Annotated in this window: 20 protein-coding genes; 10 read left to right on the top strand and 10 right to left on the bottom strand. The window is 72.9% G+C overall.

Annotated elements, in window-relative coordinates; genetic code table 11:
- Window positions 1-67: 67 nt before the first annotated feature.
- Window positions 68-5,650, top strand: a complete 5,583-nt coding sequence (locus tag RGE_RS00580) for a DUF7379 domain-containing protein (RefSeq protein ID WP_014426358.1) — start codon at window positions 68-70, stop codon at window positions 5,648-5,650.
- A gap of 10 nt (window positions 5,651-5,660) precedes the next feature.
- On the opposite strand, the gene trhA is transcribed toward RGE_RS00580, so the two are convergent.
- Window positions 5,661-6,320, bottom strand: coding sequence for a PAQR family membrane homeostasis protein TrhA (trhA, locus tag RGE_RS00575; RefSeq protein WP_014426357.1), 660 nt, complete (start codon window positions 6,318-6,320; stop codon window positions 5,661-5,663).
- Window positions 6,321-6,396: 76 nt separating this feature from the next.
- A complete protein-coding gene (locus tag RGE_RS24225; RefSeq protein WP_158443083.1) occupies window positions 6,397-6,567 on the bottom strand; it encodes a hypothetical protein in 171 nt (56 codons plus the stop codon).
- Window positions 6,568-6,614: 47 nt separating this feature from the next.
- Between RGE_RS24225 and RGE_RS00570 the strand changes: the two genes are divergently transcribed.
- The 3 genes from RGE_RS00570 to RGE_RS00560 all read left to right on the top strand — a co-directional run bounded on the left by RGE_RS00570 (window position 6,615) and on the right by RGE_RS00560 (window position 9,320).
- Window positions 6,615-7,646, top strand: coding sequence for an ABC transporter substrate-binding protein (locus tag RGE_RS00570; RefSeq protein ID WP_014426356.1), 1,032 nt, complete (start codon window positions 6,615-6,617; stop codon window positions 7,644-7,646).
- 34 nt (window positions 7,647-7,680) lie between these two features.
- Window positions 7,681-8,508, top strand: a complete 828-nt coding sequence (locus tag RGE_RS00565) for an ABC transporter ATP-binding protein (RefSeq protein ID WP_014426355.1) — start codon at window positions 7,681-7,683, stop codon at window positions 8,506-8,508.
- A 71-nt stretch (window positions 8,509-8,579) separates the two neighbouring features.
- Entirely contained in the window at window positions 8,580-9,320 is a 741-nt protein-coding gene (locus RGE_RS00560; RefSeq protein WP_232505042.1) for an ABC transporter permease, read from the top strand.
- Here RGE_RS00560 and RGE_RS00555 read toward each other — a convergent pair.
- Window positions 9,317-10,936 carry a GGDEF domain-containing protein gene (locus RGE_RS00555; protein ID WP_014426353.1) on the bottom strand — a complete coding sequence of 540 codons (1,620 nt, stop codon included), beginning with the start codon at window positions 10,934-10,936 and terminating at the stop codon, window positions 9,317-9,319. The genes RGE_RS00560 and RGE_RS00555 overlap by 4 nt on opposite strands.
- Window positions 10,933-12,453, bottom strand: a complete 1,521-nt coding sequence (locus RGE_RS00550; protein ID WP_014426352.1) for a CoA-acylating methylmalonate-semialdehyde dehydrogenase — start codon at window positions 12,451-12,453, stop codon at window positions 10,933-10,935. The genes RGE_RS00555 and RGE_RS00550 overlap by 4 nt, the downstream gene beginning before the upstream one ends.
- Window positions 12,454-12,734: 281 nt before the next feature.
- On the opposite strand from RGE_RS00550, the gene RGE_RS00545 reads away from it, so the two are divergent.
- Window positions 12,735-13,382 (top strand): YecA/YgfB family protein, encoded by a 648-nt coding sequence (locus RGE_RS00545; RefSeq protein ID WP_014426350.1) that lies wholly within the window; start codon window positions 12,735-12,737, stop codon window positions 13,380-13,382.
- On the opposite strand, the gene RGE_RS00540 is transcribed toward RGE_RS00545, so the two are convergent.
- Window positions 13,379-14,674 (bottom strand): Hsp70 family protein, encoded by a 1,296-nt coding sequence (locus RGE_RS00540; RefSeq protein ID WP_014426349.1) that lies wholly within the window; start codon window positions 14,672-14,674, stop codon window positions 13,379-13,381. The two genes, RGE_RS00545 and RGE_RS00540, sit on opposite strands and share 4 nt — an antisense overlap.
- Window positions 14,675-14,842: 168 nt before the next feature.
- Between RGE_RS00540 and RGE_RS00535 the strand changes: the two genes are divergently transcribed.
- Window positions 14,843-15,049 carry a hypothetical protein gene (locus tag RGE_RS00535; protein WP_014426348.1) on the top strand — a complete coding sequence of 69 codons (207 nt, stop codon included), beginning with the start codon at window positions 14,843-14,845 and terminating at the stop codon, window positions 15,047-15,049.
- 50 nt (window positions 15,050-15,099) lie between these two features.
- Complete coding sequence (locus RGE_RS00530) at window positions 15,100-15,708, top strand: TetR/AcrR family transcriptional regulator (protein WP_014426347.1); 609 nt, start codon at window positions 15,100-15,102, stop codon at window positions 15,706-15,708.
- A gap of 1 nt (window position 15,709) precedes the next feature.
- Here RGE_RS00530 and RGE_RS00525 read toward each other — a convergent pair whose 3' ends face one another.
- The 3 genes from RGE_RS00525 to RGE_RS00515 form a co-directional block, all read right to left on the bottom strand.
- Window positions 15,710-16,132: a universal stress protein gene (locus RGE_RS00525; RefSeq protein WP_014426346.1), complete on the bottom strand. Its 423-nt coding sequence runs from the start codon at window positions 16,130-16,132 to the stop codon at window positions 15,710-15,712.
- Between the two features lie 78 nt (window positions 16,133-16,210).
- Complete coding sequence (locus RGE_RS00520) at window positions 16,211-16,978, bottom strand: metallophosphoesterase (protein WP_014426345.1); 768 nt, start codon at window positions 16,976-16,978, stop codon at window positions 16,211-16,213.
- A gap of 89 nt (window positions 16,979-17,067) precedes the next feature.
- Window positions 17,068-18,936, bottom strand: coding sequence for a phosphoenolpyruvate carboxykinase (GTP) (locus RGE_RS00515; RefSeq protein ID WP_014426344.1), 1,869 nt, complete (start codon window positions 18,934-18,936; stop codon window positions 17,068-17,070).
- A 218-nt stretch (window positions 18,937-19,154) separates the two neighbouring features.
- Between RGE_RS00515 and RGE_RS00510 the strand changes: the two genes are divergently transcribed.
- On the top strand, window positions 19,155-19,721 hold the full coding sequence (locus RGE_RS00510) for an MOSC domain-containing protein (RefSeq protein WP_014426342.1): 567 nt from the start codon (window positions 19,155-19,157) through the stop codon (window positions 19,719-19,721).
- On the opposite strand, the gene RGE_RS00505 is transcribed toward RGE_RS00510, so the two are convergent.
- Complete coding sequence (locus RGE_RS00505; RefSeq protein ID WP_014426341.1) at window positions 19,711-20,781, bottom strand: AbrB family transcriptional regulator; 1,071 nt, start codon at window positions 20,779-20,781, stop codon at window positions 19,711-19,713. The two genes, RGE_RS00510 and RGE_RS00505, sit on opposite strands and share 11 nt — an antisense overlap.
- A complete protein-coding gene (locus tag RGE_RS00500; RefSeq protein WP_014426340.1) occupies window positions 20,765-21,865 on the bottom strand; it encodes an alkene reductase in 1,101 nt (366 codons plus the stop codon). Before RGE_RS00500 ends, RGE_RS00505 begins: the two co-directional genes overlap by 17 nt.
- 61 nt (window positions 21,866-21,926) lie before the next feature.
- On the opposite strand from RGE_RS00500, the gene RGE_RS00495 reads away from it, so the two are divergent.
- Window positions 21,927-22,781 (top strand): 23S rRNA (adenine(2030)-N(6))-methyltransferase RlmJ, encoded by an 855-nt coding sequence (locus RGE_RS00495; RefSeq protein WP_014426339.1) that lies wholly within the window; start codon window positions 21,927-21,929, stop codon window positions 22,779-22,781.
- An 11-nt stretch (window positions 22,782-22,792) separates the two neighbouring features.
- Entirely contained in the window at window positions 22,793-24,232 is a 1,440-nt protein-coding gene (locus RGE_RS00490) for a hypothetical protein (RefSeq protein ID WP_014426338.1), read from the top strand.
- The last annotated feature ends 7 nt before the right edge of the window (window positions 24,233-24,239 follow it).

Raw genomic sequence — 24,239 nt, 5'->3', positions numbered from 1 at the left:
GCGGCTTGTCCGGCCCGGGGCTTTGCGGCGATGCTCGGTCGCACAACGACGACCGCCGAGGAACGAGATGGCCACCGACGCCGGCAGCATCACCTTCATCGTGCCCGCCCGCGCCTCGCGCGGCGCCGGCAGCGCGGCGGCGCCGCTCGGCAACCGCACGCTGCCCGGGCGGGTGCTCGACTCGGTGCGCGTCGCCGCGCTGCGCGCCGGCGCCGACCGCCAGCGCCTCGTCGCGCGCATCGGCCAGGACGCCGTCGCGCTGCACCTGGCCGGCGGGCCGGTGCTGGTGCTGCACCCGGAGAACGCACGCGACCTGCTGTTCGCCCAGGCCGGCGCGGCCCAGGCCACACGCGGTGCCGGCCAGCCGGCGCCGGCCGAGGTGGAAGTGCCGGTGGCGCTGCGCTGGGCCGGCCTGGAGCCGCTGGCCGCGACACGCGGCCTCGCGCTGCCCGAGGGCGCGGCGCTGGACGCGGTCGAGATCCTCACCGACCTCGTGCGCGCGCCGCTGGCCGACGCCGCCGTCGAGGCCATCGCGCGCCACGTCGACGGCCAGGCCGGCGACGCGGTCTACGCGCTCGAGCCCGGCGCGCTGACGGCGCTCAAGGGCCGCCCGGCCTGCGCCGCCGGCAGCATCGGCGCGCGCGCCGACGGCGGGCCGCTGCTGGTGCTGGCGCACGGCACCTTCGTCGACACCGAGAGCACCTTCTCCAAGCTCTGGAGCGAGCACCCGCAAGGCGTGCAGCGGCTGTTCGAGCACTACGGCGGCCGGGTCTACGCGCTGGACCACCCGACGCTGGGCGCGAGCCCGGTGCGCAACGCGCTGACGCTGGTGCAGGCCCTGGCGCCCGGCCAGCCGCTGCGCCTGCACCTCGTCACGCACTCGCGCGGCGGCCTCGTCGCCGAGGTGCTGGCGCGCATGGCCGCCGACCCGGCCGCGGCGCTGGCCGACTTCGACCGCCTGGCGGCGCAGGCCGGCGACTGGGGCGAGGCCGCGCGCGTGCTGCGCCCGGAACTGCAGGCCCTGGCCGACGCGCTGGCGCAGCGCCAGGTCAGCGTCGAGCGCGTCGTGCGCGTCGCCTGCCCGGCGCGCGGCACGCTGCTCGCATCGCGCCGGCTCGACGCCTACGTCTCGGTGCTGAAGTGGGCGCTGGAGCTGGCGGCGATCCCGGTCGCGCCGACGCTGGTCGACTTCCTCGGCGAGGTCGCGCGGCGGCGCGAGAACTGGCTGCAGCTGCCCGGCCTGGCGGCGATGACGCCCGACAACCCGCTGGTGCAGTGGCTCAACCTGTCGGACGCGACGATCCCCGGCGAGCTGCGGGTCGTCGCCGGCGACCTGCAGGGCGACTCGCTGGGCAGCTGGGTCAAGACGCTGCTGGCCGACGCCTTCTACTGGACCGACAACGACATCGTCGTGCAGACGCGCTCGATGTACGGCGGCACGCCGCGCGCCGGCGGTGCCAGCTTCCTGCTCGACCGCGGCGGCAAGGTCACGCACTTCGACTACTTCCGCAACCGGCGCACGGCCGACGCCGTCGTCCAGGGGCTGACCGAGGCCCGCCCGGACGGCTTCGGCCCGATCGGACCGCTGTCCTGGGCCGGGCGCGACAGCGGCGGCGTGCGCGGCAGCACGACGACCACGCGGACCGACGGCCGTGTCGCCGCCGACCTGCCGGCGGTCTTCGTGCTGCCCGGCATCCTCGGCAGCCACCTCAAGGTCGACGGCCGGCGCATCTGGCTCGGGCCGCATTTCCTCGGCGGCCTGCCGCTGCTGAAGTACGAGCCCGACACGCCCGACCGCGTCGAGCCCGACGGCCCGGTGGGCGAGGTCTACGACGAGCTCGTGCAGTACCTGGAGCGCACCCACCAGGTCATCCCCTTCGGCTACGACTGGCGCCGGCCGCTGGAAGACGAAGCCCGGCGCCTGGCCGACGCCGTCACGCAGGCGCTGGACGCACGCGCCGCCAGCGGCCAGCCGGTGCGGCTGCTGGCGCACTCGATGGGCGGGCTGCTGGCGCGCACGCTGCAGCTCGAGCGCCCGGCCGTCTGGCAGCGGCTGATGGAGCGGCCCGGCAGCCGCCTGCTGATGCTGGGCACGCCCAACGGCGGCTCGTGGTCGCCGATGCAGGTACTGTCCGGCGACGACACGTTCGGCAACGCGATGGCCGCCTTCGGCCTGCCGCTGCGCGACCACCAGGCACGCACGCTGATGGCCGGCTTCCCGGGCTTTCTGCAGCTGCAGGCCGGGCTCGTCGACGACCCGCGCGACCTCGGCAACGCCGCCACCTGGAAGGCCATCGCCCAGCGCGACCTGGACGCGGCGCGCCGCTTCAACGCCTGGCACCAGCCCTCCGACGGCTGGGACGAACGTGTGCCGGCCTACGAATGGGGCGTGCCGCCGCAGCCGGTGCTCGACCGTGCCGCGGCGCTGCGCCGGCGCCTGGACGCCCAGCTGCACGAGGTGCTGCCCGCGGTGGCCGACCGGCTGCTGCTCGTCACCGGCCACGCCAGGTTCACGCCCGACGGCTACGAGTGGCGCGACAGCGGCCTCGTCTACCTCGACGCGGTGGACGGCGGCGACGGCCGCGTGCCGCTGCCTTCGGCGCTGCTGCCCGGCGTGCGCACCTGGACGCTGGACTGCGAGCACGGCGCGCTGCCCTCGCGCGCCGAGGCGTTCGAGGCCTACGCCGAGCTGCTGGAGCGCGGCGACACGGCGCGGCTGGCGCCGCTGGCCGCCACACGCGGCGCGGTGGCCCACGTGCGCAGCCGTCCGGCGCGCGGCAGCAGCGCCGACGCGCTGCCCGCCGGCAGCCCCGGTTCGGTCTTCCTGCGGCCGGCCGCCGCCGCCGAGGCGCCGCAGCGCCGCGCCGCGCCGGCGCTGCGCGTCACCGTGCACAACGGCAACCTGTGCTTCGTGCGCCAGCCGCTGCTCGTCGGCCACTACGAGTCCTTGCGCCTGGAAGGCACCGAGCGTGCCGTCGACCGCATGATCGGCGGCGCGATGAACCAGGCGCTGGGGCTGGGCCTGTACCCGAACGCGCTGGGCAGCTGCCAGGTCTTCCTCAACCCGTCGCCGCTGGCCGAGCGCGGCGCGCTGGTGCCGCGGCCCGAAGCGGTGATCGTCGTCGGCCTGGGGCCCGAAGGCGGGCTGTCGACCGACGAGCTCGCCGGCAGCGTGCGCCAGGGCGTGCTGGCCTGGGCGCTGCGCCTGGTCGAGGAAGGCGGCGGCAGCGGCTTCGAACTCGCGGCGACGCTGCTGGGCAGCGGCGGCCTGGGCATCTCGCCGGGCGGGGCGGCGCGCGCCATCGCGCAGGGCGTGCGCGACGCGAACATCCTGCTGGCCCGCGCCAACTGGCCCTGCGTGCAGCGGCTGACGCTGGTCGAGCTGTTCCTCGAACGCGCCGCCGAGGCCTGGAAGGGCCTGCGCGTGCAGGTCACCGCGGCGCCGGGCACGCTGGAGCTCGACGAGACCATCGCCAGCGGCCTGGGCGCGCTCCGGCGTTCGCTGGACGCCTATCGCGGCGCCGACTACGACTTCATCCGCGTCACCGCGGCGCAGGCCGGCTTCATCGACTTCACGCTGGACTCGCGCCGCGCGCGCAGCGAGGTGCGTGCACGCAAGACGCAGCGTGCGCTGGTCGCCGAGATCGTCTCCTGCGCGGCGCGCGACGACAACGACGACCCGCGGCTGGGCCGCACGCTGTTCCAGCTGCTCGTGCCGGTCGAGCTGGAGCCCTTCCTGGGCGGCACGACGAGCACGCTGCTCGAACTCGACAGCGCCACCGCCGGCATCCCCTGGGAGCTGCTGGACGCGCCCGACGCCACCGCGCCGGGCGGCAACCCCTGGCCCTGGGCGATCCGCAGCCGGCTGCTGCGCAAGCTGCGCACCGGCAACTACCGCGAACGCGTCGTCGACGCCAACGCCGACGACGCGGTGCTGATCATCGGCGAGCCCTCGTGCGCGCCGCGCAACTTCCCGCGCCTGCCCGGCGCCCGCGCCGAGGCGCAGGCGGTGGCGGCGCTGTTCCGCGGCCCGGCCGGCGTCGGCGCCGATCGTGTCAACGCGCTGATCGCCACCGACGAAGGCGGCCAGGACGCGCTGCCGGTCGTCAACGCGCTGCTGGAGCGGCGCTACCGCATCGTGCACATCGCCGGCCACGGCGAGCCCGGCGAGGCCGGCGGCGTCGTGCTGTCCGGCGGCACCGTGCTCGGCGCCGCCGAGATCGAGGCCATGCGCACCGTGCCCGAGCTGGTGTTCGTCAACTGCTGCCACCTCGCCGAACGCGACGAGAAGGAGCTGCTGGTACCGCCCTCCTTCGACCGCAGCCGCTTCGCCGCCACCGTCGCCGAGGCGCTGATCGCCATCGGCGTGCGCTGCGTCGTCGCCGCCGGCTGGGCCGTCGAGGACGAGCCGGCACAGCAGTTCGCGACCACGCTGTACCGCGCGCTGCTGAGCGGCGAGCCCTTCATCGAGGCCGTGGCCCGCGCCCGGCAGGCCGCCTGGCTGGCCGGCGGCAACACCTGGGCGGCCTACCAGTGCTACGGCGACCCGGACTGGAGCTTCCGCGCGCGCACCGGCGACGCCCAGGTGGCGCCGAGCGCGGCCCAGGCGGTGGACGACGAGATCTCCTCGCCGGTCGGGCTGGCGTTGACGCTGGAGGAGATCGCGACCGACGCCAAGTTCGGCGCCCAGGACGGCCAGGGCGCCCGCAGCGAGCACCTGCTGCGGCTGGAGACACGCTTCCAGCCCCGCTGGGGCGGCATGGGCGCGATCGCCGAAGCCTTCGGCGTGGCCTGGAGCGAGAACGGCGACCCCGAGCGCGCCATCGCCTGGTACGAGCGCGCGCTGGCGGCCAACGACGGCAGCGCCTCGCTGCGCGCCGCCGAACAGCTGGCCAACCTGCGCGCGCGCCAGGCCTGGGGCCAGGTCGAGCGCGCCGCGCGCGAGGCCGCCGCGGCACCGGCGTCGGCACGCGGGCGCCGCGCGACGCGGGCCGCGGCGCCGGGCCGCGAGGCCCTGGAGACGGCACGCGGCGCGATGCAGGCCGCGGTGGAACAGCTCGAGCGGCTGCTGGCGCTGCAGCCCACGGTCGAGCGCTGGTCGCTGCTCGGCTCGGCGCACAAGCGCCGGGTGATGCTGGAGCGCCTGGCCGGCGACGCGGCCGGCGAACGCGCGGCGCTGGAGGCGATGCACGCGGCCTACTTCGCCGCCGAGGCGCTGGCGCGCGAGCAGCACAGCGACGAGCTCTACTACCCCGGCGCCAACCGCCTGGCCGCCGAGATCGCGCTGCATGCCGCCGAGGGCGACTGGAACGGGCCCGACGGCGCCGGCTGGAACGACGTGCGCCAGTCGCTGGAGCGGCGCATGGCCGAGCAGCCGGAGTTCTGGGCCGCCGCCGGGCTGATCGAGCTCGACGTGATGCAGGCGCTGGGGCGCGGCGACGATCCCGACGCCGGCCTCGCCGGACGGCTGGCGGCGATCCGCACGCGCTACGAGGACCTGCGCACGCGTGTGCCCGGGGCGCGCCACTGGGGCTCGGTGGCCGACCAGGCGGACTTCCTGGTGCTGCCCTGGATGCGCCACCGCGGCGAGCAGACGCAGGCCGCGGCGGCGTCGCTGCTGGCGCTGCTGCGCGAGTACGCGCAGCGCTGAGCGCTGCCGTTCAGGCCGGGGTGCCGGCCGCGTGCAGCAGCGCGGCGAAGAAGTGGCAGACGCTGCCGGCGATGACGAACAGGTGCCAGACGAAGTGCGCGAAGCGCAGGCGGCTGTCCAGCAGGTAGAAGACCGCGCCGCCGGTATAGGCCAGGCCGCCGGCGACCAGCATCACCAGCCCGACGGTCGACATGTGCGCGACCAGCGGCCCGATCGCCACCAGCACCAGCCAGCCCATGCCGACGTACAGGCCGGTGGACCACAGCGGGTGCGCCAGCCGGTCGAAGGCCTTGGCGACGATGCCGACGATGGCGATGGCCCATACCGCGACGAGCAGCGACCAGCCCCAGGCGCCGTGCAGCGGCCCCAGCGCGAACGGCGTGTAGCTGCCGGCGATGAAGAGGAAGATCGCCGCGTGGTCCACGCGCTGGAACCACTGCTTGAGCCGCCCGGCCGGCAGCGCGTGGTACACAGACGAGGCCAGGTACAGCACCATCATCGTCACCGAGAAGACGCAGGCGCCGACGACGTAGCCCGTGCCCGCGCGTGGGCCCGAGAACACCACCAGGATCGGCAGCGAAGCCACGGCGAGCAGGAATCCGATGCCGTGGCTGATCGCGTTGGCGACCTCCTCGGCCAGCGTCTGGGGGCGGGCGGTGATCGTGCTCATGTCGTGTATTCGGGCGGTTCCGACCATCCTGCACCTGGAAAGTGGAAACAAAACCTCTCCAGGTCAAACAGTCGGTTCAAAAGATGCCGGCAGATGACGACCATTTAGCCACAAGAAAGCGCGGCGCGTGGGTCTGCAGCCACCGCAGGCCGTCCAACAGCGCCGCGTGGCGCCGCGCCCGCCGGCCGACCGCCGCCGGCGCCCCGCGCCGGCCTGCCGCGTCGGTGACAGGCCGCGTGCGAATCATGGATCGCTCCTAGGGGCAGCGGCAAAGCCCTGGACTAGAGTGGCCGCATGACTTCCAGACGCCATCTCCTCCTCGCCGCCGGCGCGACCGCGATCGGCGCTCCGGCGCTCGTGCGCGCCCAGACGCTCGAGAAGCCGAAGCTGACGCTGGCCGTCGGCGGCAAGAACCTGCTGTATTACCTGCCGCTCACCTTGGCCGAGCAGCTGGGCTACTTCAAGGCCGAGGGCCTGGACGTCTCGATCGTCGACTTCGCCGGCGGCGCCCAGGCGCTGCGTGCGCTGGTCGGCGGCAGCGCCGACGTCGTCTCGGGCGCCTTCGAGCACACGGTCAACATGCAGGCCAAGGGCCAGCGCCTGCGCGCTTTCGTGCTGCAGGGCCGCGCGCCGCAGGTGGTTCTGGGCGTGAACCCGAAGACGCTGCCCGGCTACCGCGTGCCGGCCGACCTGAAGGGCAAGAAGATCGGCGTCACCGCGCCGGGCTCGTCGACCAACGTGATGGTCAACTACTTCCTGGCGCGCGCCGGGCTCAGGCCGAGCGACGTGTCCATCGTCGGCGTCGGCGCCTCGCAGGGTGCGGTGGCGGCGATGCGCGCCGGGCAGATCGACGCGATCAGCAACCTCGACCCGGTGATCTCGCTGCTGCGCCGCGGCAACGAGATCCGCATCGTCTCGGACACGCGCATCGTCGCCGAGGCCGACAAGCTCTTCGGCGGGCCGATGCCGGCCGGCTGCCTGTACGCGCCGCAGGCCTTCGTCGACCGGAACCCGACGACGGTGCAGGCGCTGGCCAACGCCATCGTGCGCGCCGACAAATGGATCCAGAAGGCCGGGGCCGGCGACATCCTGAAGGCCGTGCCCGAGAGCTACCAGCTCGGCGACCGCGCGATCTACGTCGACGCCTTCCTCGCCGCCAAGGGCGCGCTGTCGCCCGACGGCACGATCCCCGAAGCCGGCGCGGCGACCGCGCTGCGCGCGCTGCAGAGCATCGACGAGTCGCTCAAGAGCGCCAAGTTCGACCTGCCCGCGGCCTGGACGAACGACTTCGTCCGGCGGGCGAACACGAAGTACCCGAACGGCTGAACCGGCGGCGAGCGCCGCCTCCTGTCGCCCCCGCATGACCGACCCCGACCGTTCGTCCGGCCCGCCCGCGCTCGCCCTGCGCGGCGTCTCCTGCACCTTCGTCGCCCGCCACGCGCCCGGCCAGCGCTACACCGCGGTGCGCGACGTCGACCTCACGGTCGGCGCCGGCGAGTTCGTCTCGGTCGTCGGCCCCACCGGCTGCGGCAAGAGCACGCTGCTCAACGTCGCCGCCGGGCTGCTGGCGCCCAGCACCGGCAGCGTCGCGTGTTTCGGCCGGCCGCTGCAAGGGCTCAACACGCGCGCCGGCTACCTGTTCCAGGCCGAGAGCCTGATGCCCTGGCGCACCGCGCTGGGCAACGTGATGGCCGGGCTGGAGTTCCGCGGCGAGCCGCGCGCCCGCGAGATCGCCGAAGCCTGGCTGCGCCGCGTCGGCCTGGGGCTCTTCGGCGACCGCTACCCGCACCAGCTCTCCGGCGGCATGCGCAAACGCGTCAGCCTGGCGCAGATGCTGGCGCTGGACCCCGACGTGATCCTGATGGACGAGCCCTTCAGCGCGCTGGACATCCAGACCCGCCAGCTGATGGAAAACGAGGTCCTCGCGCTGTGGGCCGAGAAGCGCAAGGCGGTGCTGTTCATCACCCACGACCTGGACGAGGCGATCGCGATGAGCGACCGCGTCGTCGTGCTGTCCGCCGGCCCCGCGGCGCGGCCGATCGGCGAGTTCAGGATCGACATCGCACGCCCGCGCGACGTCGCCGAGATCAAGACCACGCCGCACTTCATCGAGCTGCACGCCGCGATCTGGGACGTGCTGCGCGAGGAAGTGCTCAAGGGCTACGCCCAGCAGCTGGAGGGCGCGTGATGCGCCGCGGCATCGGTTTGCGCGCTGCGCAGGCGGCGCTGCTCGCGGCGCTGTTCGGCTTCTGGCACCTGATGACGGTGCCCGGGCTGGTGCCGCCCTTCCTGTTCGCCGACGACCAGCAGGCGGCCTTCTTCTTCGGCGAGCCGGTGAAGGTGCTGCAGCGCATCTGGGCCTGGTTCGTCAGCGACGCCGACATCTACCGCCACCTCGGCATCACGCTGCTGGAGACGGTGCTGGCCTTCGCCATCGGCGCGGCCAGCGGCCTGGCCACCGGCCTGTGGCTGGCGCTGGCGCCGACGGCCTCGGCGATCCTCGAACCCTACGTGAAGGCGGCGAACTCGATGCCGCGCATCATCCTGGCGCCGATCTTCGCCGTCTGGTTCGGGCTGGGCGTCGGCTCCAAGGTCGCGCTCGGCGTGACGCTGGTGTTCTTCATCGTCTTCTTCAACGTCTACCAGGGCGTCAAGGAAGTGAGCCCGGTGGTGCTGGCCAACGCGCGCATGCTCGGCGCCAGCCGCCGCCAGCTGCTGCGCCACGTCTACCTGCCCAGCGCGACGAGCTGGGTGTTCAGCAGCCTGCACACCAGCGTCGGCATGGCCTTCGTCGGCGCCGTCGTCGGCGAGTACCTGGGCTCGGCCCAGGGCGTCGGCTACTTGATCCTGCAGGCCGAGGGCACCTTCGACATCAACACCGTGATGGCCGGCATCGTCGTGCTGACGGCCTTCGCGCTGCTGCTCGACGCCGTGGTCGGCTTCGCCGAGCGCCGGCTGATGCGCTGGCAGCCACGCAGCGGCGAGACCGAGAAGCTCTAGGCCTGGGCCGGTTCGGCGACGACGAGCCGGTTGCGGCCGTCGGCCTTGGCGCGGTAGAGCGCGCGGTCGGCGCGTTCGAACAGCGGCGCCAGCTCGTAGCCCGGCGCGTGCGCGACGCCGATCGACAGCGTCACCGCAAGCCCATCGGCCTTGGCCTGCCAGGCATGGTCCTCGATGCGGTGGCGCAAGCGCTCCAGCACCTCCAGCGCGAGCGCCGGCGGGGTGTCGAACAGCACGACGACGAACTCCTCGCCGCCGACACGCGCCAGCACGTCGTTCTGGCGCAGGCCCTCGCGCAGCAGGCGCGCGATGGCGACCAGCACGCGGTCGCCGAGCGCGTGGCCGTAGCGGTCGTTGATGCGCTTGAAGTGGTCCAGGTCGATGACGGCCAGCGACACCGCGCGCCGCTGCGCGGCCGCGGCCACCAGGCGCACCGGGAGCTGCTCCTGCAGGTCGCGCCGGTTGGCCAGCCCGGTCAGCGCGTCGCGCCGGGCCTCGTCGCGGAAGCGCTGCGCGTGTTCGCGGGCGGCCAGCGCCTCCTGGCGCACGCGCTCGGTCTCGGCGCGCGTGACGAAGAGCTCCGACTGGGCGCGCAGCTGGCGCGTCGCACGTTCGCGCTCCAGGCGTTCGTGGGCTTCCAGCGCGCGCAACGCGCGATAGGTGTCGCCCAGGTCACGCGCGGCGCGGTAGATCGTCTGGTGCAGGCGGATCAGCGTCGCATGCTGGCGGGCGGCGATGGCCGCCGGGGCGATGGCGTCGAGCCGCGCCAGCGCCTCCCGCGGCAGCGCCTGCTTGATCTCCAGCTCGGCGATCGAGCAGGTGATGCGCCAGGTCTGGGCGTGAAAGCCGTGCGTGCGGCTGCGCGCCAGCGCGTCCTGCAGCAGCGGCGCGGCCTCGTCGAGGCGGCCGGCATGCAGCAGCGCCTCGCCGAGGTTGCCGTCGACGAAGACGCCGAACAGCGGGTCGGGCAGCAGCGGCAGCAGCGCCTGCGCCGCCTGCGCGTGCACGACGGCGCGTTCGACCGCGGCCAGCGCGTCGTCGTCATCGACGCCGCGCATGCGGTAGAAGCGGCCGATGCAGACCGCGCACAGGTTGTTCAGCACCGCCAAGCGCACGTAGGGCTCGTCGACGCGCTGCGCGACGCCCAGCGCCTCGGACATCAGGCGCTCGCCCTGCCAGGAGTCGCCCATGCGCTCGAAACACGCGCCCAGCGCCGCCAGCGACAGCGCCAGCTCGCGGTCGTCGGCCTGGTCGCGTGCGGCTTCGCAGGCTTCGTGGGCCAGCGCCAGCGCGAGGTCGAAACGTGCCAGCTCGCAGGCCGACAGCACCATGCGCCGCAGCAGGTCTCCGAGGTCGCGGCGGCGGCCGCTGGCCTCCAGCCGCGGGCGCAGCAGCGCGCCGTCGTCGAGCATGCCGACGTGGTCGCCCAGGCGCAGGTCCAGCGCGTAACAGGCGAGGCCGGCTTCGAGCGCGATGTCGTCGGCGCCCGCCTCGGCAGCAGCGCGGAAGACGGCCCGCGCGGCGTCGCGCGCGGCGGCCAGATCGCCGGCCTCGCGCAGCCGCGCCACCTCGGCGAGCTGCGCGCCGAGCGTATCGGGGCCGTCGTCGGCGTTCACTTGGCCGTCGGCATGACGAACTCGGCGCCCTTGCCGATGCTCGCCGGCCAGCGCTGCATCACGCTCTTCTGGCGCGTGTAGAAGCGCACGCCTTCTTCGCCGTAGGCGTGCAGGTCGCCGAACAGGCTGCGTTTCCAGCCGCCGAAGCCGTGCCAGGCCATCGGCACCGGGATCGGCACGTTGATGCCGACCATGCCGGCTTCGACGCCGCGGGCGAACTCGCGCGCCACGCCGCCGTCGCTGGTGAAGCAGGCGACGCCGTTGCCGTACTCGTGGGCATTGACGAGTGCCAGCGCCTCGGCGAAGTCCTTCACGCGCACGCAGGCCAGCACCGGGCCGAAGATCTCCTCGCGGTAGATGCGCATAGCCGGCGTGACGTGGTCGAACAGCGTGCCGCCGGTCCAGAAGCCGTCCTCGAGGCCGGGCGCCTTGAAGCCGCGGCCGTCGACGACCAGCGTCGCACCTTCTTCGACGCCGGTGGCGACGTAGCCCTCGATGCGGTCGCGCGCCTCGCGCGTGACGATCGGGCCCATCTCGGCGTCGAGCTCCATGCCGTTCTTGATCTTCAGCGTGCGCGCGCGTTCGGCCAGCTTGGGCACGATGCGGTCGGCGATGTCGCCGACCAGCACCGCCACCGAGATCGCCATGCAGCGCTCGCCGGCCGAGCCGTAGCCGGCGCCGATCAGCGCGTCGACGGCCTGGTCCAGGTCGGCGTCGGGCATCACGACCATGTGGTTCTTGGCCCCGCCCAGCGCCTGCACACGCTTGCCGTGGCGGGCGCCGGTCTCGTAGATGTACTGGGCGATCGGCGTCGAGCCGACGAAGGACACGGCCTTGACGTCCGGATGCACGAGCAGCGCGTCGACCGCGACCTTGTCGCCCTGCACGACCGAGAACACGCCGTCGGGCAAGCCGGCGTCCTTCAGCAGCTGCGCCATGAACAGGCTGGCGCTGGGGTCGCGTTCGCTGGGCTTGAGGATGAAGGCGTTGCCGCAGGCCAGCGCCACCGGGAACATCCAGCACGGCACCATCGCCGGGAAGTTGAACGGCGTGATGCCGGCGACCACGCCCAGCGGCTGGCGCAGCGTCCAGTTGTCGATGCCGGTGGAGACCTGGTCGGTGTAGTCGCCCTTCAACAGCTGCGGGATGCCGCAGGCGAACTCGACGATGTCGATGCCACGTGCGACCTCGCCCTGGGCGTCGGTGAAGACCTTGCCGTGTTCGGCGGTGATCATCGCCGCCAGGGTGTCGCGGTGCTCGTTGAGCAGCGCGAGGAACTTGTTCATCACACGCGCGCGGCGGATCGGCGGCGTGTTGCCCCAGGCCGGCTGGGCAGCGACGGCGGCGGCGACCGCCGCGGCGACGTCGGCCGGCTCCGCAAGGCGCACGCGGCGCGCGACGGCGCCGGTGGCGGGGTTGTAGACCGGCTGCGAGCGCGCCCCGGTGCCGGGCGTGGGCTGGCCGGCGATCCAGTGGCCGATGTCGGCGGTGGCGGTGAAGGCTTCGGGTGCGCCCATGGGAAACGGCTCCTGAACAGGAAGGCTGGGAAGACGAAAGGCGGGCCACCAGTCTAGTGCCGCCACCCGGCGGCGACATGTGGCGCACGCGACCGGGCGGCAGGCGAGCAAAAAAAAGGCCCGCCGATGAAGGCGGGCCCTGCAAGTCCTTCGAAAAGGACGTCGTTGGGACCTGTGGAACCGGCGGGCGCATGCACCACAATTGCCGACTCCCCAGGCCGCGCAATGTAGCGGCGCCCTGCCCGACCCACCATCCCCACCCGAGGGGACGGGATGCCCCGATGAACACGACCCCGCTGACCGACGCCGACATCACCCGGCTGCAGAGCCTTCTCGACCGCGTGCCCGAGCCGCTGGAGCCGCTGGACGCGGTCGCGCTCGACGGCTTTCTGGCCGGCGTCGTGCTGCAGCCGCAGACCGTGCCGCCGGCGCAGTGGCTGCGCTGGGTGAGCGACCTCGAAGGCCGCGCCTTGCCGGCGACCTACCCGACCACCGAGCTGCACGCCCTGGTGCGCCGGCGCCACGCCGAGATCGAACGCGCCGTCGCCGCACGCGACTGGTTCGACCCCTGGATCTTCGAGCTCGACGAAGACGCGCCGCCGTCCGAGGCGGTGCTGCCCTGGGTCGCCGGCTTCGCCGCGGCGATGGAGCTGTTCCCGGCGCTGATGGCCATCGAAGATCCGGAACTCGTCGAGCCGCTGGCCCTGCTGTACCGCCACTTCGACCCCGAGGACCTGGAGGACGCCGACGCGCTGGTCGCCGTCATCGAGACGCTGGAGCCGGCCGAGGACCTGGCCGAGGCGGTGCAGGACCTGGTGCGCGCGCTGATGCTGATCGCCGACGTCTCGCGCCCGCGGGCCGCCGCGGCCGCACCGGCCGCCAAGCGCCCGGCCGCGCGCCGCGGCGCCAAGCCGCGCCGTCCGTCTTAAGAGAAGAACGCGCGCGCGTGCAGGCCCAGACCCTGCGCGACGCTCGCGAAGCGGTCGCCGCGCACGCGGCGCGCCGCCGGGAAGGCGGCGGCGATGCGTTCGACCAGCGCGTTCAGCCCGGTCGAGCCGCCGGTGAAGTACAGCGTGCCGACCGATTCGGCGGCGACGCCGGCGCGGCGCAGCGTCTCGCGCGCGGCCTCGACGATGCGTTCGAGGTCGGACTCGATCGCCGCGGCCACCGCCGCCGACTCCACCGTCGTCGCCAGCCCGGACTCGACCAGCGACAGGTCGACTTCGGCCGCCCCGGCACCGGCGACCTCGATCTTCGCGCGCTCGGCCTCGGCAACCATGGCGTGGCCCAGGCGATGTTCGACGACCGTCATCAGCCGCGTGTGCAGCAGCGTGTCGGCGTACCAGCTCTTCAGCCGGCGCAGCTCGGCGACGCGGGCCGGGTTGTAGACGGTGTTGATCAGGTGCCAGGTCGCGAGGTCGAAGTAGATCCGGCTGGGCACCTCGCGCGGCGCGCGGCCGGCTTCGGCCGGCCCGAAGCTGCGGTAGCCGAGCAGCGGCATCAGCGTGTCGAGCTCGATGCGGCGGTCGAAGTCGGTGCCGGCGACGTGCACGCCGTGGTTGGCGAGGATGTCGTCGCGCCGGTCGGCGCGGCCGCGGCGCTCGGGGCCGACCCGCACGATCGAGAAGTCCGAGGTGCCGCCGCCGATGTCGGCGACGAGCACCAGCTCCTCGGCGGCGACGTGGCGTTCGTGGTCCAGCGCGGCGGCGATCGGCTCGTACTGGAAGGCGATCTCGGCGAAGCCGGCGGCACGCGCCGCGGCCTCCAGCGCCGCCGCGGCCAGGGCGTCGCGCTCGGGGTCGTCGTCGACGAAGAACACCGGGCGGCCCAGCACCACACGCGACAGCGGCGCGCCAGCCGAGGCTTCGGCGGCACGCTTCAGGTGGCGCAGGTAACCGACGACGACGTCGACATAACGCACCGAGTGGCCGCCGCCGAGGTCGGTCGTCTGCTCGAGCAGCGAGGTGCCGAGCAGGCTCTTCATCGAGCGCATCAGCCGCCCGTCGTAGCCTTCGACGTAGGCCGCCATCGCGGCGCGGCCGTACAGCCGCGTCGGCTCGGCCGCCGGGTGCTCCTCGTCGAGGCGATAGAAGACCGCCGTCGGCATCGTCGGATGGCCGGGTTCGAGTTCGACCAGGCGCACGCCGTCGGGCGTGGGCAGGGCGATGCCCGAGTTCGAGGTGCCGAAGTCGATCGCGGCGAAGCCGGATGCTGGGTTCATGGGGGTTGCCGTTCGCCGAAGGGGCGCGGATTGTAGTGACGCCGTCACGCCCCCGCATCGCCGCCGTGCACTTCGTCACGCCGTCACGCGTTCACGGGACAACCCTGACTCCACGCGGCGCCGCCACCGCCGATGCTGGTAACAGAGGGCAACACGAGGAGACGAGACATGACCGCAGCACGCACGACCGGCTGGTGGCGCCGCCTGACGCGGCGCACGCACCCGGCGGCCCGTCACCACGTGCCCGACGCCGCGGATCTCGGCACCTGCTTCGGCCTCGAAGCCGTGCTGCAGGCCGAGGAGGAAGCGCGCGCCCTGCACGCCCCGGCGGCGCAACATCCCGCCGCCGCTCCCGCGCCCTCCCCGGCAGGCTGAGCAGCGTCCTCCCACCGGCCGGCGCCCGGCGGCGCCGATAGAATTTCCGCATGGCAAGACTGTCGTTTCGCGAACAGGTGCTGAGGGTTCGCGAAGACGCGATCGTCGCCTCGGTCAATCGGCTGCTCGCCGAAAAAGGCTTCGACCTGATGACGGTCGACGAGGTGGCGGCCGACGTCGGCATCGCCAAGGCGAGCCTGTACAAACACTTCCCGTCGAAGGAGGCCCTGGCCGCCGCGGCGATGGTGCGGCTGCTCGAGCAGACGCGCAGCATCGTCGAGAGCCAGGACGCCGAACGTGCCGTCGACCGGCTGGCCTCGGTGACACGCTGGGCGCTGCACCTGCAGATCGCCGGCGAGATGCCGTCGCTGCCCTCGCAGAACTCGACGCTGCGTGCCGAGCTGCTGGCCAACAAGGCCTACCTGGACCTGCTGATGGACGTCAGCGAGCGCCTGGGCGAGTGGATCGTGCAGGCCCAGGCCGACGGCGACATCGACCCGGCGCTGCCGCCCGAGGTGGCGCTGTACACGATCTTCGCTCGCGCCTGCGACCCGGTGCCGGCCTATCTGAAGGCCGGCGGCCGCTACAGCGACGAGCAGATCGTCGAGTGGGTGCTCGCGGTCTGCATGAACGGGCTGCGCCCGCGCGCAGCCGGCTGACTCAGCGGATCAAGAGCGCCGGCGTCTTGCAGCGCGCCAGCACCTTGGTCGCCACCGACCCGAGCACGAGGTTGGCGAAGCTGCCGTAGCCGTGCGAGCCGAGCACGAGAAGGTCGTAGTCGCCCTTCTCGGCCTGCGCGACGATGACCTCGGCTGCCGGGCCGGCCTTGAAGACGTAGTTCGCCTTGATGCCCTGCTTCTGGAAGAAGGCACGGATCGGCTTGAACACCTTCTCGGCCTCGTCCTCGTAGTGGGACTTCAGCACGGCCTTGTCGAGCACCGCCGCGGCGCGCGGCGGCACCGGGCCGACGGCGTTGACGACGGTGTACTCGTGCTGGCCGCCGAACCAGTCGTCGTGTGCGGCGAGATAGGCCAGCATGCGCTTGGTGAACGGGCTGCCATCGACGGCGGCGAGGATCTTCATGCGCTCGGTCTCCTTGTTATGGTGCACCGAGTGTGGCACCGAGCCGCCGCGCCGGCTGCCTTCTCCCCAGCAGCGGGCTCAGATCTCGATCAGCTTGAACGGGTCCAGCCCTTCGTGCTCGCCTTTTTTCGCCAGCCCACGCGCCTGGCAGACGACGCGGCCGGGCCGCGCGCCGGCGCGGTAGTCGTGGCGGCAGTGCAGGTGGCCGTGCAGCCACAGGTCGGCACGCACGATCAGGTCGTCGTCGGCGTTGCAGAAGCTCGCCGTCGCCGGCTGGCGGCCGTAGCGCGGATCGGCGCTCTTCAGGCTGGGCGCGAAATGGGTGACGACGACGCTGGCGTCCCAGCGCCCGCGCGCCGGCTCGGCGAGCGTCGCTTCCAGCCAGGCGCGGCAGGCCAGCGCTTCGGTACGCACCGCCTGCACGTCGAAAGGCTGGCCGCCGCGGCGCGCGTCCATCAGCCGCATGAAATAGGCGGCGGCGCGCTGCGAACGCTCGCGCTCGGCGGCGCCGAAGAGGTCGAAGTCGTTCCAGCGCACGGTGCCGGCGAAGCGGATGCGGCGGCCGTCGGCGGCTTCGACGACGACGGTCTCGCGCTCCAGCAGCTTCAGGCCGTGGCGTGCGCAGGTCTCGGCCAGTTGCGGCCAGGCTTCGTCGAGCTCGCGGCCGTCGAACTCGTGGTTGCCGGCGACGACCAGCACCGGCACCGGCCAGCCGGCGAAACGTTCGTAGGCGGTCCAGGTCGCGTCGATGTCGCCGCCCAGCACCAGCAGCTCGGCGCCGGGCGCGGGCTCGGGGTCGAAGCTCTCGCTTTCGAGGTGCAGGTCCGACAGCAGCTGGATCTTCATCGTGGCGCGTGCAGCAAAGAAAAACGCCCGGCCGGAGCCGGGCGTCGCAGTCTCGCACGGGCCGTGACGGGCACGGCGCCGGCGGGGGATCAGGCCGAGAGGCGCTCCTCGATGCGCGCCATCGTCGCCGGCAGTTCGGCCGGCAGGCCGGCGGCGAGCTGCTTGAAGAGTTCGGCGTGCAGCTTGAGCTCCTGCTTCCAGGCTTCCGGGTCGACGCCGATCACGCTGTCGAACTGTTCCTTCGTGAAGGCCAGGCCGTCCCAGCGCAGGTCTTCGTAGCGCGGGCTGACGCCGAAGACGTTCTCGACGCCGTCGCCGGCCGTGCCGTCGGCGCGCTTGAGCATCCACTCCAGCACGCGCATGTTGTCGCCGTAGCCCGGCCAGACGAACTTGCCGTCGGCGCCCTTGCGGAACCAGTTGACGCAGTAGATGCGCGGCAGCTTGGCGCCTTGCGACTGCAGCTTGGCGCCGGTGTCCAGCCAGTGCTGGAAGTACTCGGCCATGTTGTAGCCGCAGAACGGCAGCATCGCGAACGGGTCGCGGCGCACGACGCCTTGCGCACCGGCGGCGGCGGCGGTCGTCTCCGAGCCCATCGTCGCGGCCATGTAGACGCCTTCGGTCCAGTTGCGCGCCTCGGTCACCAGCGGCACGGTCGTGGAGCGGCGGCCGCCGAAGACGAAAGCGTCGATCGGCACGCCGGCGGCGTTGTCGTAGTCGGCGTCGAGCACCGGGTTGTGGATCGACGACACCGTGAAGCGCGCGTTCGGGTGCGCGGCCTTGGCGCCGGTCTCCTTGGCGATGGCCGGCGTCCAGTCCTTGCCTTGCCAGTCGATCAGGTGCGCCGGCGGCGTGTCGGTCATGCCTTCCCACCAGACGTCGCCGTCGTCGGTCAGCGCGACGTTGGTGAAGATCGTGTCGCCCTTGATCGAATCCATGCAGTTCGGATTCGTCTTGTAGTTCGTGCCCGGGGCGACGCCGAAGTAGCCGGCCTCGGGGTTGATCGCGTACAGGCGGCCGTCCGCACCCGGCTTGATCCAGGCGATGTCGTCACCGATGGTCGTGACCTTCCAGCCGTCGTAGCCGGCCGGCGGCACGAGCATCGCGAAGTTGGTCTTGCCGCAGGCGCTCGGGAAGGCGGCGGCGATGTGGTACTTGCGGCCCTCGGGGCTGGTGACGCCCAGCACCGTCATGTGCTCGGCCAGCCAGCCCTGCTCGCGGCCCATCGTCGAGGCGATGCGCAGCGCGAAGCACTTCTTGCCCAGCAGCGCGTTGCCGCCGTAGCCCGAGCCGTAGCTCCAGATCTCGTGCGTCTCGGGGTAGTGCACGATGTACTTGGTCTTGTTGCAGGGCCAGGAGACGTCCTGCTGGCCCGGCTCCAGCGGCGCGCCGACGGTGTGCACGCAGGGCACGAACTCGCCGTCGCTGCCGAGCACGTCGTACACGGCCTTGCCCATGCGCGTCATCAGGCGCATGTTCGTCGCGACGTAGGCGCTGTCGCTGAGCTCGACGCCGATGTGGGCGATGTGCGAGCCCAGCGGGCCCATCGAGAACGGGATGACGTAGAGCGTGCGGCCCTTCATCGCGCCCTTGAACAGCGCCTTCTCGCCGGTCTGCAGCAGCGCGCGCATCTCGGCCGGGGCCATCCAGTTGTTGGTCGGGCCGGCGTCTTCCTTCTTGGCGCTGCAGATGAAGGTGCGGTCCTCGACGCGTGCGACGTCGCTCGGGTCGCTCTTGGCGAGGTAGCTGTTGGGGCGCAGCGCCGGGTTCAGGCGCTGCATCGTGCCCGCTTCGACCAGGCGTGCGCACAGCGCGTCGTACTCGGCTTCGGAGCCATCGCACCAGTGGATGTCGGCGGCTTCAGTCAGCGCGGCGATCTCGGCCACCCAGGCCACCAGGCGGCTGTGCTTGACGTACTCGGGCACGTTCAGCTGCAGGCCTTCCATCGCGGGACGGTTCATGGACACTCCAGTTCTCTTCGGACAGTCAAAAAAGGCGGAATCAGGTCAGCTCCCCCTTGCGGAGAAGTTCACCGGATGCCGCCCGCCCCGGGGCCCTCCCGGGCTCAACATAAAGTGCGCGAACAATGTAATCGCCTCGTACCCACGACGACTGACAACCCTATGCAAATTCTGAATAGTTCAATGCCGCGCACCGCACTGCGGGGCGGGTATTCACGATGAAGCTGCTCAGCGTCAACGTCGGGCTGGCGCACGAACGCCTGATCGGCCAGCGCAAGGTGCTGACGGCAATCGACAAGCGTCCGGTCGAGGGCGAGGTGGCCGTGCAGCCGCTGGGCCTGGCCGGCGACGAGCAGGCCGACCTGTCGGTGCACGGCGGGCTGAGCAAGGCCGTCTACGCCTACCCGAGCGAGCACTACGCGTTCTGGCGCACGGTGCGCGCGCAGGCCCAGGTCTCGGGCTGGGACGACTCGCTGCCGCCGGGCGCGCTGGGCGAGAACCTGACGCTCGAAGGCGTGCTCGAGGACGGCCTCTACGTCGGCGACCGGCTCGTCTTCCCCGGCTGCGTGCTGGCCGTCAGCGAGCCGCGCTTCCCCTGCTTCAAGTTCAACGCGGTGATGGGTTTCGCGCAGGCCTCCAAGCTGATGGCGCAGTCGGGTTTCTGCGGCAGCTACCTGGCGGTGATCGAGCCGGGCACGATCGCCGCCGGCCAGAACTTCGAGCTGGTGCCGGGCCCGCGCGAAGTGAGCATCCGCGAACTGTTCCGCGCCCGCGTCAAGGCCTGAGGCCGACGCGCCGGCATTCGGCGCGGTACAGCACCGGCATCAGCGTCAGCACCGCGACGTAGCGCACGACCTGGAACGCCGTCACGACCGGCACGCCGAGCTGCAGCACCTTGGCCGTGATCGCCATCTCGGCGATGCCGCCGGGCGTCGTCGCCAGCAGCGCCGTCGCCGGGTGCAGGCCGGTGGCGCGTGCCAGCAGCGCGGCGAAACCGGCTGAAACCACGAGCATCGCCAGCGTGCCGGCGGCGACGCTGGCCAGCCAGCGCGGCGCCGCGTGCGCGAACTCCGGCGTGAAGCGGATGCCCAGCGCGACGCCGATGACGAGCTGCGCGAAGCCGCTGGTGCCCGGCGGCAGCGCCGACAGCTCGGCGCCCAGCGCCGTCGGCAAGGCGGTCGCGAGCAGCGGCCCCAGCACCCAGGGGTTCGGCGCCTTCAGCCGACACAGGATCCAGACCGCCACGGCGGCGCCCGCAGCCAGCATCAGCAGGCCCAGCGGGCGCACCGTGGCCGAGGCCGTGCTCGCCGCGTCCAGGCCATGAACGCCCAGCAGCTTCAGCGCCACCGGCACGATGGTCACGACCAGCAGCACGCGCAGCGAATGCGCCGCGGCGACCTGGTCGACACGGCCGCCGGCGCGTTCGGCCAGCAGCGCCATCTCCGAGGCGCCGCCGATCGCCGCGGCGTAGAAGCAGGTCGCGCGCTCGCCGCCGTGGCGCGCCAGCAGCACGCGGTAGAAGACGTAGCCCAGCGCCAGCGCCCAGACGACGCCGGCGGCGATGGCCGGCGCCAGCCGGCCGATCAGGGCGACGACCGGCGGCGTGAAATACAGCCCGAGCGCGACGCCCAGCAGCGCCAGCCCGAGATTGCGCAGCCGCTGCGACGCCGCCACCGGGCGGCCGGCGACGCCGAAGGCGGCGGTCGCCAGCAGCGGCCCCAGCATCCACGGCAGCGGCAGCCCGACGGCCTGGGCGCCGAGCGCGGCCAGCACCGCCAGCGCGAGCGTGGCGGCGATGCGCCGCGCCCGCGCCGTGGAATCAGCGCCCTCAGGCGCTGGCGGCATCCAGCGTCGGGTAGTCGGTGTAGCCCTCGGCCCCGCCGCCGTAGAGCTTGGGCACGTTCAGCGCATTCAGCGCCGCGCCGCGCTTGAGGCGCAGGCCGAGGTCGGGGTTGGCGATGAACGGCCGGCCGAAGGCCACCGCGTCGGCCGCGCCCGAGGCCACGGCTTGCAGCGCCATCTCCCGGTCGTAGCCGTTGTTGACGATCCACGCGCCGGCGAAGTGGCGGCGCAGCGCGGCGTAGTCGAAGGGCGCGACGTCGCGCGCGCCGCCGGTCTGGCCTTCGACGACGTGCACGAAGGCCAGGCCCAGGTGGGCGACCTTGTCCAGCGCCAGCGCGTACAGCGACTGCGCGTCGCTGTCCTGCGCGGCGTCGTTGACCGGCGTCACCGGCGAAATGCGCACGCCGGTGCGGCCGCCGCCGATGGCGCCGGCCACCGCCGTCAGCACCTCGACGAACAGGCGCACGCGGTTCTCGGGCGAGCCGCCGTAGGCGTCGGTGCGGTCGTTGATGCTGTCGCGCAGAAACTGCTCGATCAGGTAGCCGTTGGCGGCATGCACCTCGACGCCGTCGAAGCCGGCCTCGACGGCGCAGCGTGCGGCGTGCACGTAGGCGGCGACGATGCCCGGGATCTCGTCGGTGCGCAGCGCACGCGGCGCCGAGCAGTCGACGAAGCCGTCGGCGGTGAAGGTCTTGGACTTGGCCGGGCGTGCCGTGGACGACACCGGCGCCACGCCGCCGGGCTGCAGCGAGACGTGCGAGATGCGGCCGACGTGCCAGAGCTGGATCACGGCGCGGCCGCCTTCGGCGTGGATCGCCTCGGCGATGCGGCGCCAGGCGGCGACCTGCTCGGGCGAGTAGATCCCCGGCGTGTCCAGGTAGCCCTGGCCTTCGGGGCAGATCTGCGCCGCCTCGGTGACGATCAGGCCGGCGCCGGTGGCCGGGTTCGCACGCTGGCGGTAGTACTCGACCATCAGGTCGTTGGGAACCTGGCCGGCGCTGGCGCGGTTGCGGGTCAGCGGGGCCATGACGATGCGCGAGCCGGCATCGATGTCGCCGTAGCGGATAGGGTCGAAGAGGGTGCTCATGCCGGCAAGATTACTGCGGCGCAGCATTCCTTGCAGGCCGGGCATGGCACAGTCCGGCCCCATGCTCGCCTACCGACACGCGTTCCACGCCGGCAACCATGCCGACGTACTCAAGCACCTCGTTCTCGTCGCGGTGCTGCGCCACATGGCGCAAAAGGAAAAAGGCTTCCGCGTCGTCGACACGCACGCCGGCGCCGGCGGTTATTCGCTCGAAGGGCGCTACGCGCGCCAGAAGGCCGAATACGCCGCCGGCATCGAACGCCTCTACGACGCCGCCGACCTGCCGCCGGCACTGGCCGACTACGTCGCCCAGGTGCGCGCCTTCAACGGCGACGGCGCGTTGAAGCAGTACCCGGGATCGCCGGCGATCGCGCGCATGCTGCTGCGGCCGCAGGACCAGCTGCGCCTGTTCGAGCTGCACCCGACCGACCACCGCATCCTGGCTTCGTTCATGGCCGACGCGCCGAACGTGCAGGTGGCGATGAAGGACGGCTTCGAGTCGCTCAAGTCGCAGCTGCCGCCGACCACGCGCCGCGGCGTCGTGCTGATCGACCCGCCGTACGAGATCAAGACCGACTACACGCGCACGCTGGCCGCGCTGCGCGAGGCGCTGGAGCGTTTCGCCGACGCCGTCGTCGTCATCTGGCTGCCGCAGCTGCAGCTGCTGGAGTCGCGCCAGCTGCCGCAGCGGCTGAAGGCCACCGCCGACAAGCACGCCAAGAAGGGCTGGCTGAACGCCCGCCTGACGGTGGCCCAGGCCGACGCGCGCGGCTTCGGCATGCTGGGCTCCAGCGTCTTCGTCGCCAACCCGCCGCACACGCTGCACGAGCAGCTGGCGCCGTGCCTGCCGCTGCTGGCACGCACGCTGGGCGAAGGCCACGGCCAGCACGCGCTCGAAAAATCGACCCACGCATAGGAACCACGAGGATGAAGACGACGGGGAGGAGGCGCATCGGCGCCGCCGCCGGTGCGCTCGCGCTGGCGGCTTCGATGGCCCAGGCGCAGACCGCGCCGACGACGCAGACGACGCCGGCGGCGGTGATCGCCGGCTTCGAGCGCACCGAGCTGCCCGGCGGCGAGCACATGGGGCTGGCGCAGATCGCCTACCTCGTGGAGTTCGCGCCGGGCTGGCGCGCCGGCCCGGCGCTGTACGGCGCCGCAACAGGCCACCGCGGCGGCCTGTTCACCTGGGGCGCCGAGGCGCAGAAGCTCTGGCGCTTCGGCGAGCGCTGGCAGGCCGTCGGTGGCCTGTACGTCGGCGGCGGTGGCGGCGGCAACGCGCCGGTCGGCGGCGGCCTGATGCTGCGCCCGCATGCCGACCTGCTCTACGGCTTCGACGGCTGGGCGCTGGGAGTCTCGGCCTCGCAGGTGCGCTTCCCGAACGGCGACATCCGCAGCTCGCAGCTCGGGCTGGTGCTGAGCGTCGACGAACGCTTCGAACACGGCACGCCGGGCCTCGCCTGGCGCGGCAGCGACGCCTCCTGGCTGCGCGTGGACCGCCTCGTGCTCGGCGGCGGCCGCTATGCCGAACAGGCGCCGGGTGCCGACTCGCTGGGCATCATCAGCCTGCGCGCCGAACACGACCTCGGGCCGGTCTGGATCGCGACCGCCGAAGCCGGCGCCGCGGTGCAGGGCGATGGCGACGGTTATGCCGAGTTCGGCGCCGGCCTCGCGGCGCTGTGGCCGACGCCGCTGCCCGGCCTGCGCGTCGGCGGCCGCGCGATGCTGGGCCTGGGCGGCGGCGGCGCCGTGCCGACCGGTGGCGGCATCATCGGCAAGGCCGCGCTGCTGGCGCGCTGGCAGGTCGCCGGGCCCTGGAGCCTGGAACTCGAAGGCGGGCGCGTGCACGCCTTCAGCGGCGGCGACCTGGACAGCAACTACGCGATGCTGTCGCTGGGCCGCAGCTTCGGCGCGCCCGATGGCGGCGCGCCGGCGGTCGAGACCGAGTTCGCGCTGGCCGCCCAGAGCTACGACGCGCAGCGCCGCGACGGCAGCCGCCGGCGGCTGGAAACGACCGGCCTGAAGATCAGCCGCGCGATCGACGAACGCTGGTACGTCACCGGCCAGGCCTACGGCGCGGTGACCGGCGGTGCCGGTGCCTACTCGGTCGGCCTGGTCGGGCTGGGCGCACGCTGGCCGGTGTCGCCCGGCTGGCGCGTCGGCGCCGAAGCGCTGGCCGGTGCGGCCGGGGGCGGCGGCGTCGACAGCCAGGGCGGCGCGATCGTGCAGCCCAAGGTCTGGGTCGGCACCGACTTCGGCCGCCACGGCCGGCTGCAGCTCGGCGCCGGCTACATCCGCTCGCTGCGCGGCGATCTGTCGGCGCCGCTGGTCGAGCTGAGCTGGGGCGTGGCACTCGGCCGGCCCTGAGAGCCGG

It is taken from the genome of Rubrivivax gelatinosus IL144 (genome assembly GCF_000284255.1).
GTDB lineage: Bacteria > Pseudomonadota > Gammaproteobacteria > Burkholderiales > Burkholderiaceae_C > Rubrivivax > Rubrivivax gelatinosus_A.
Note: the sequence above shows the minus strand (reverse complement) of the source record. Positions and strands in the feature narration are given on the sequence as shown.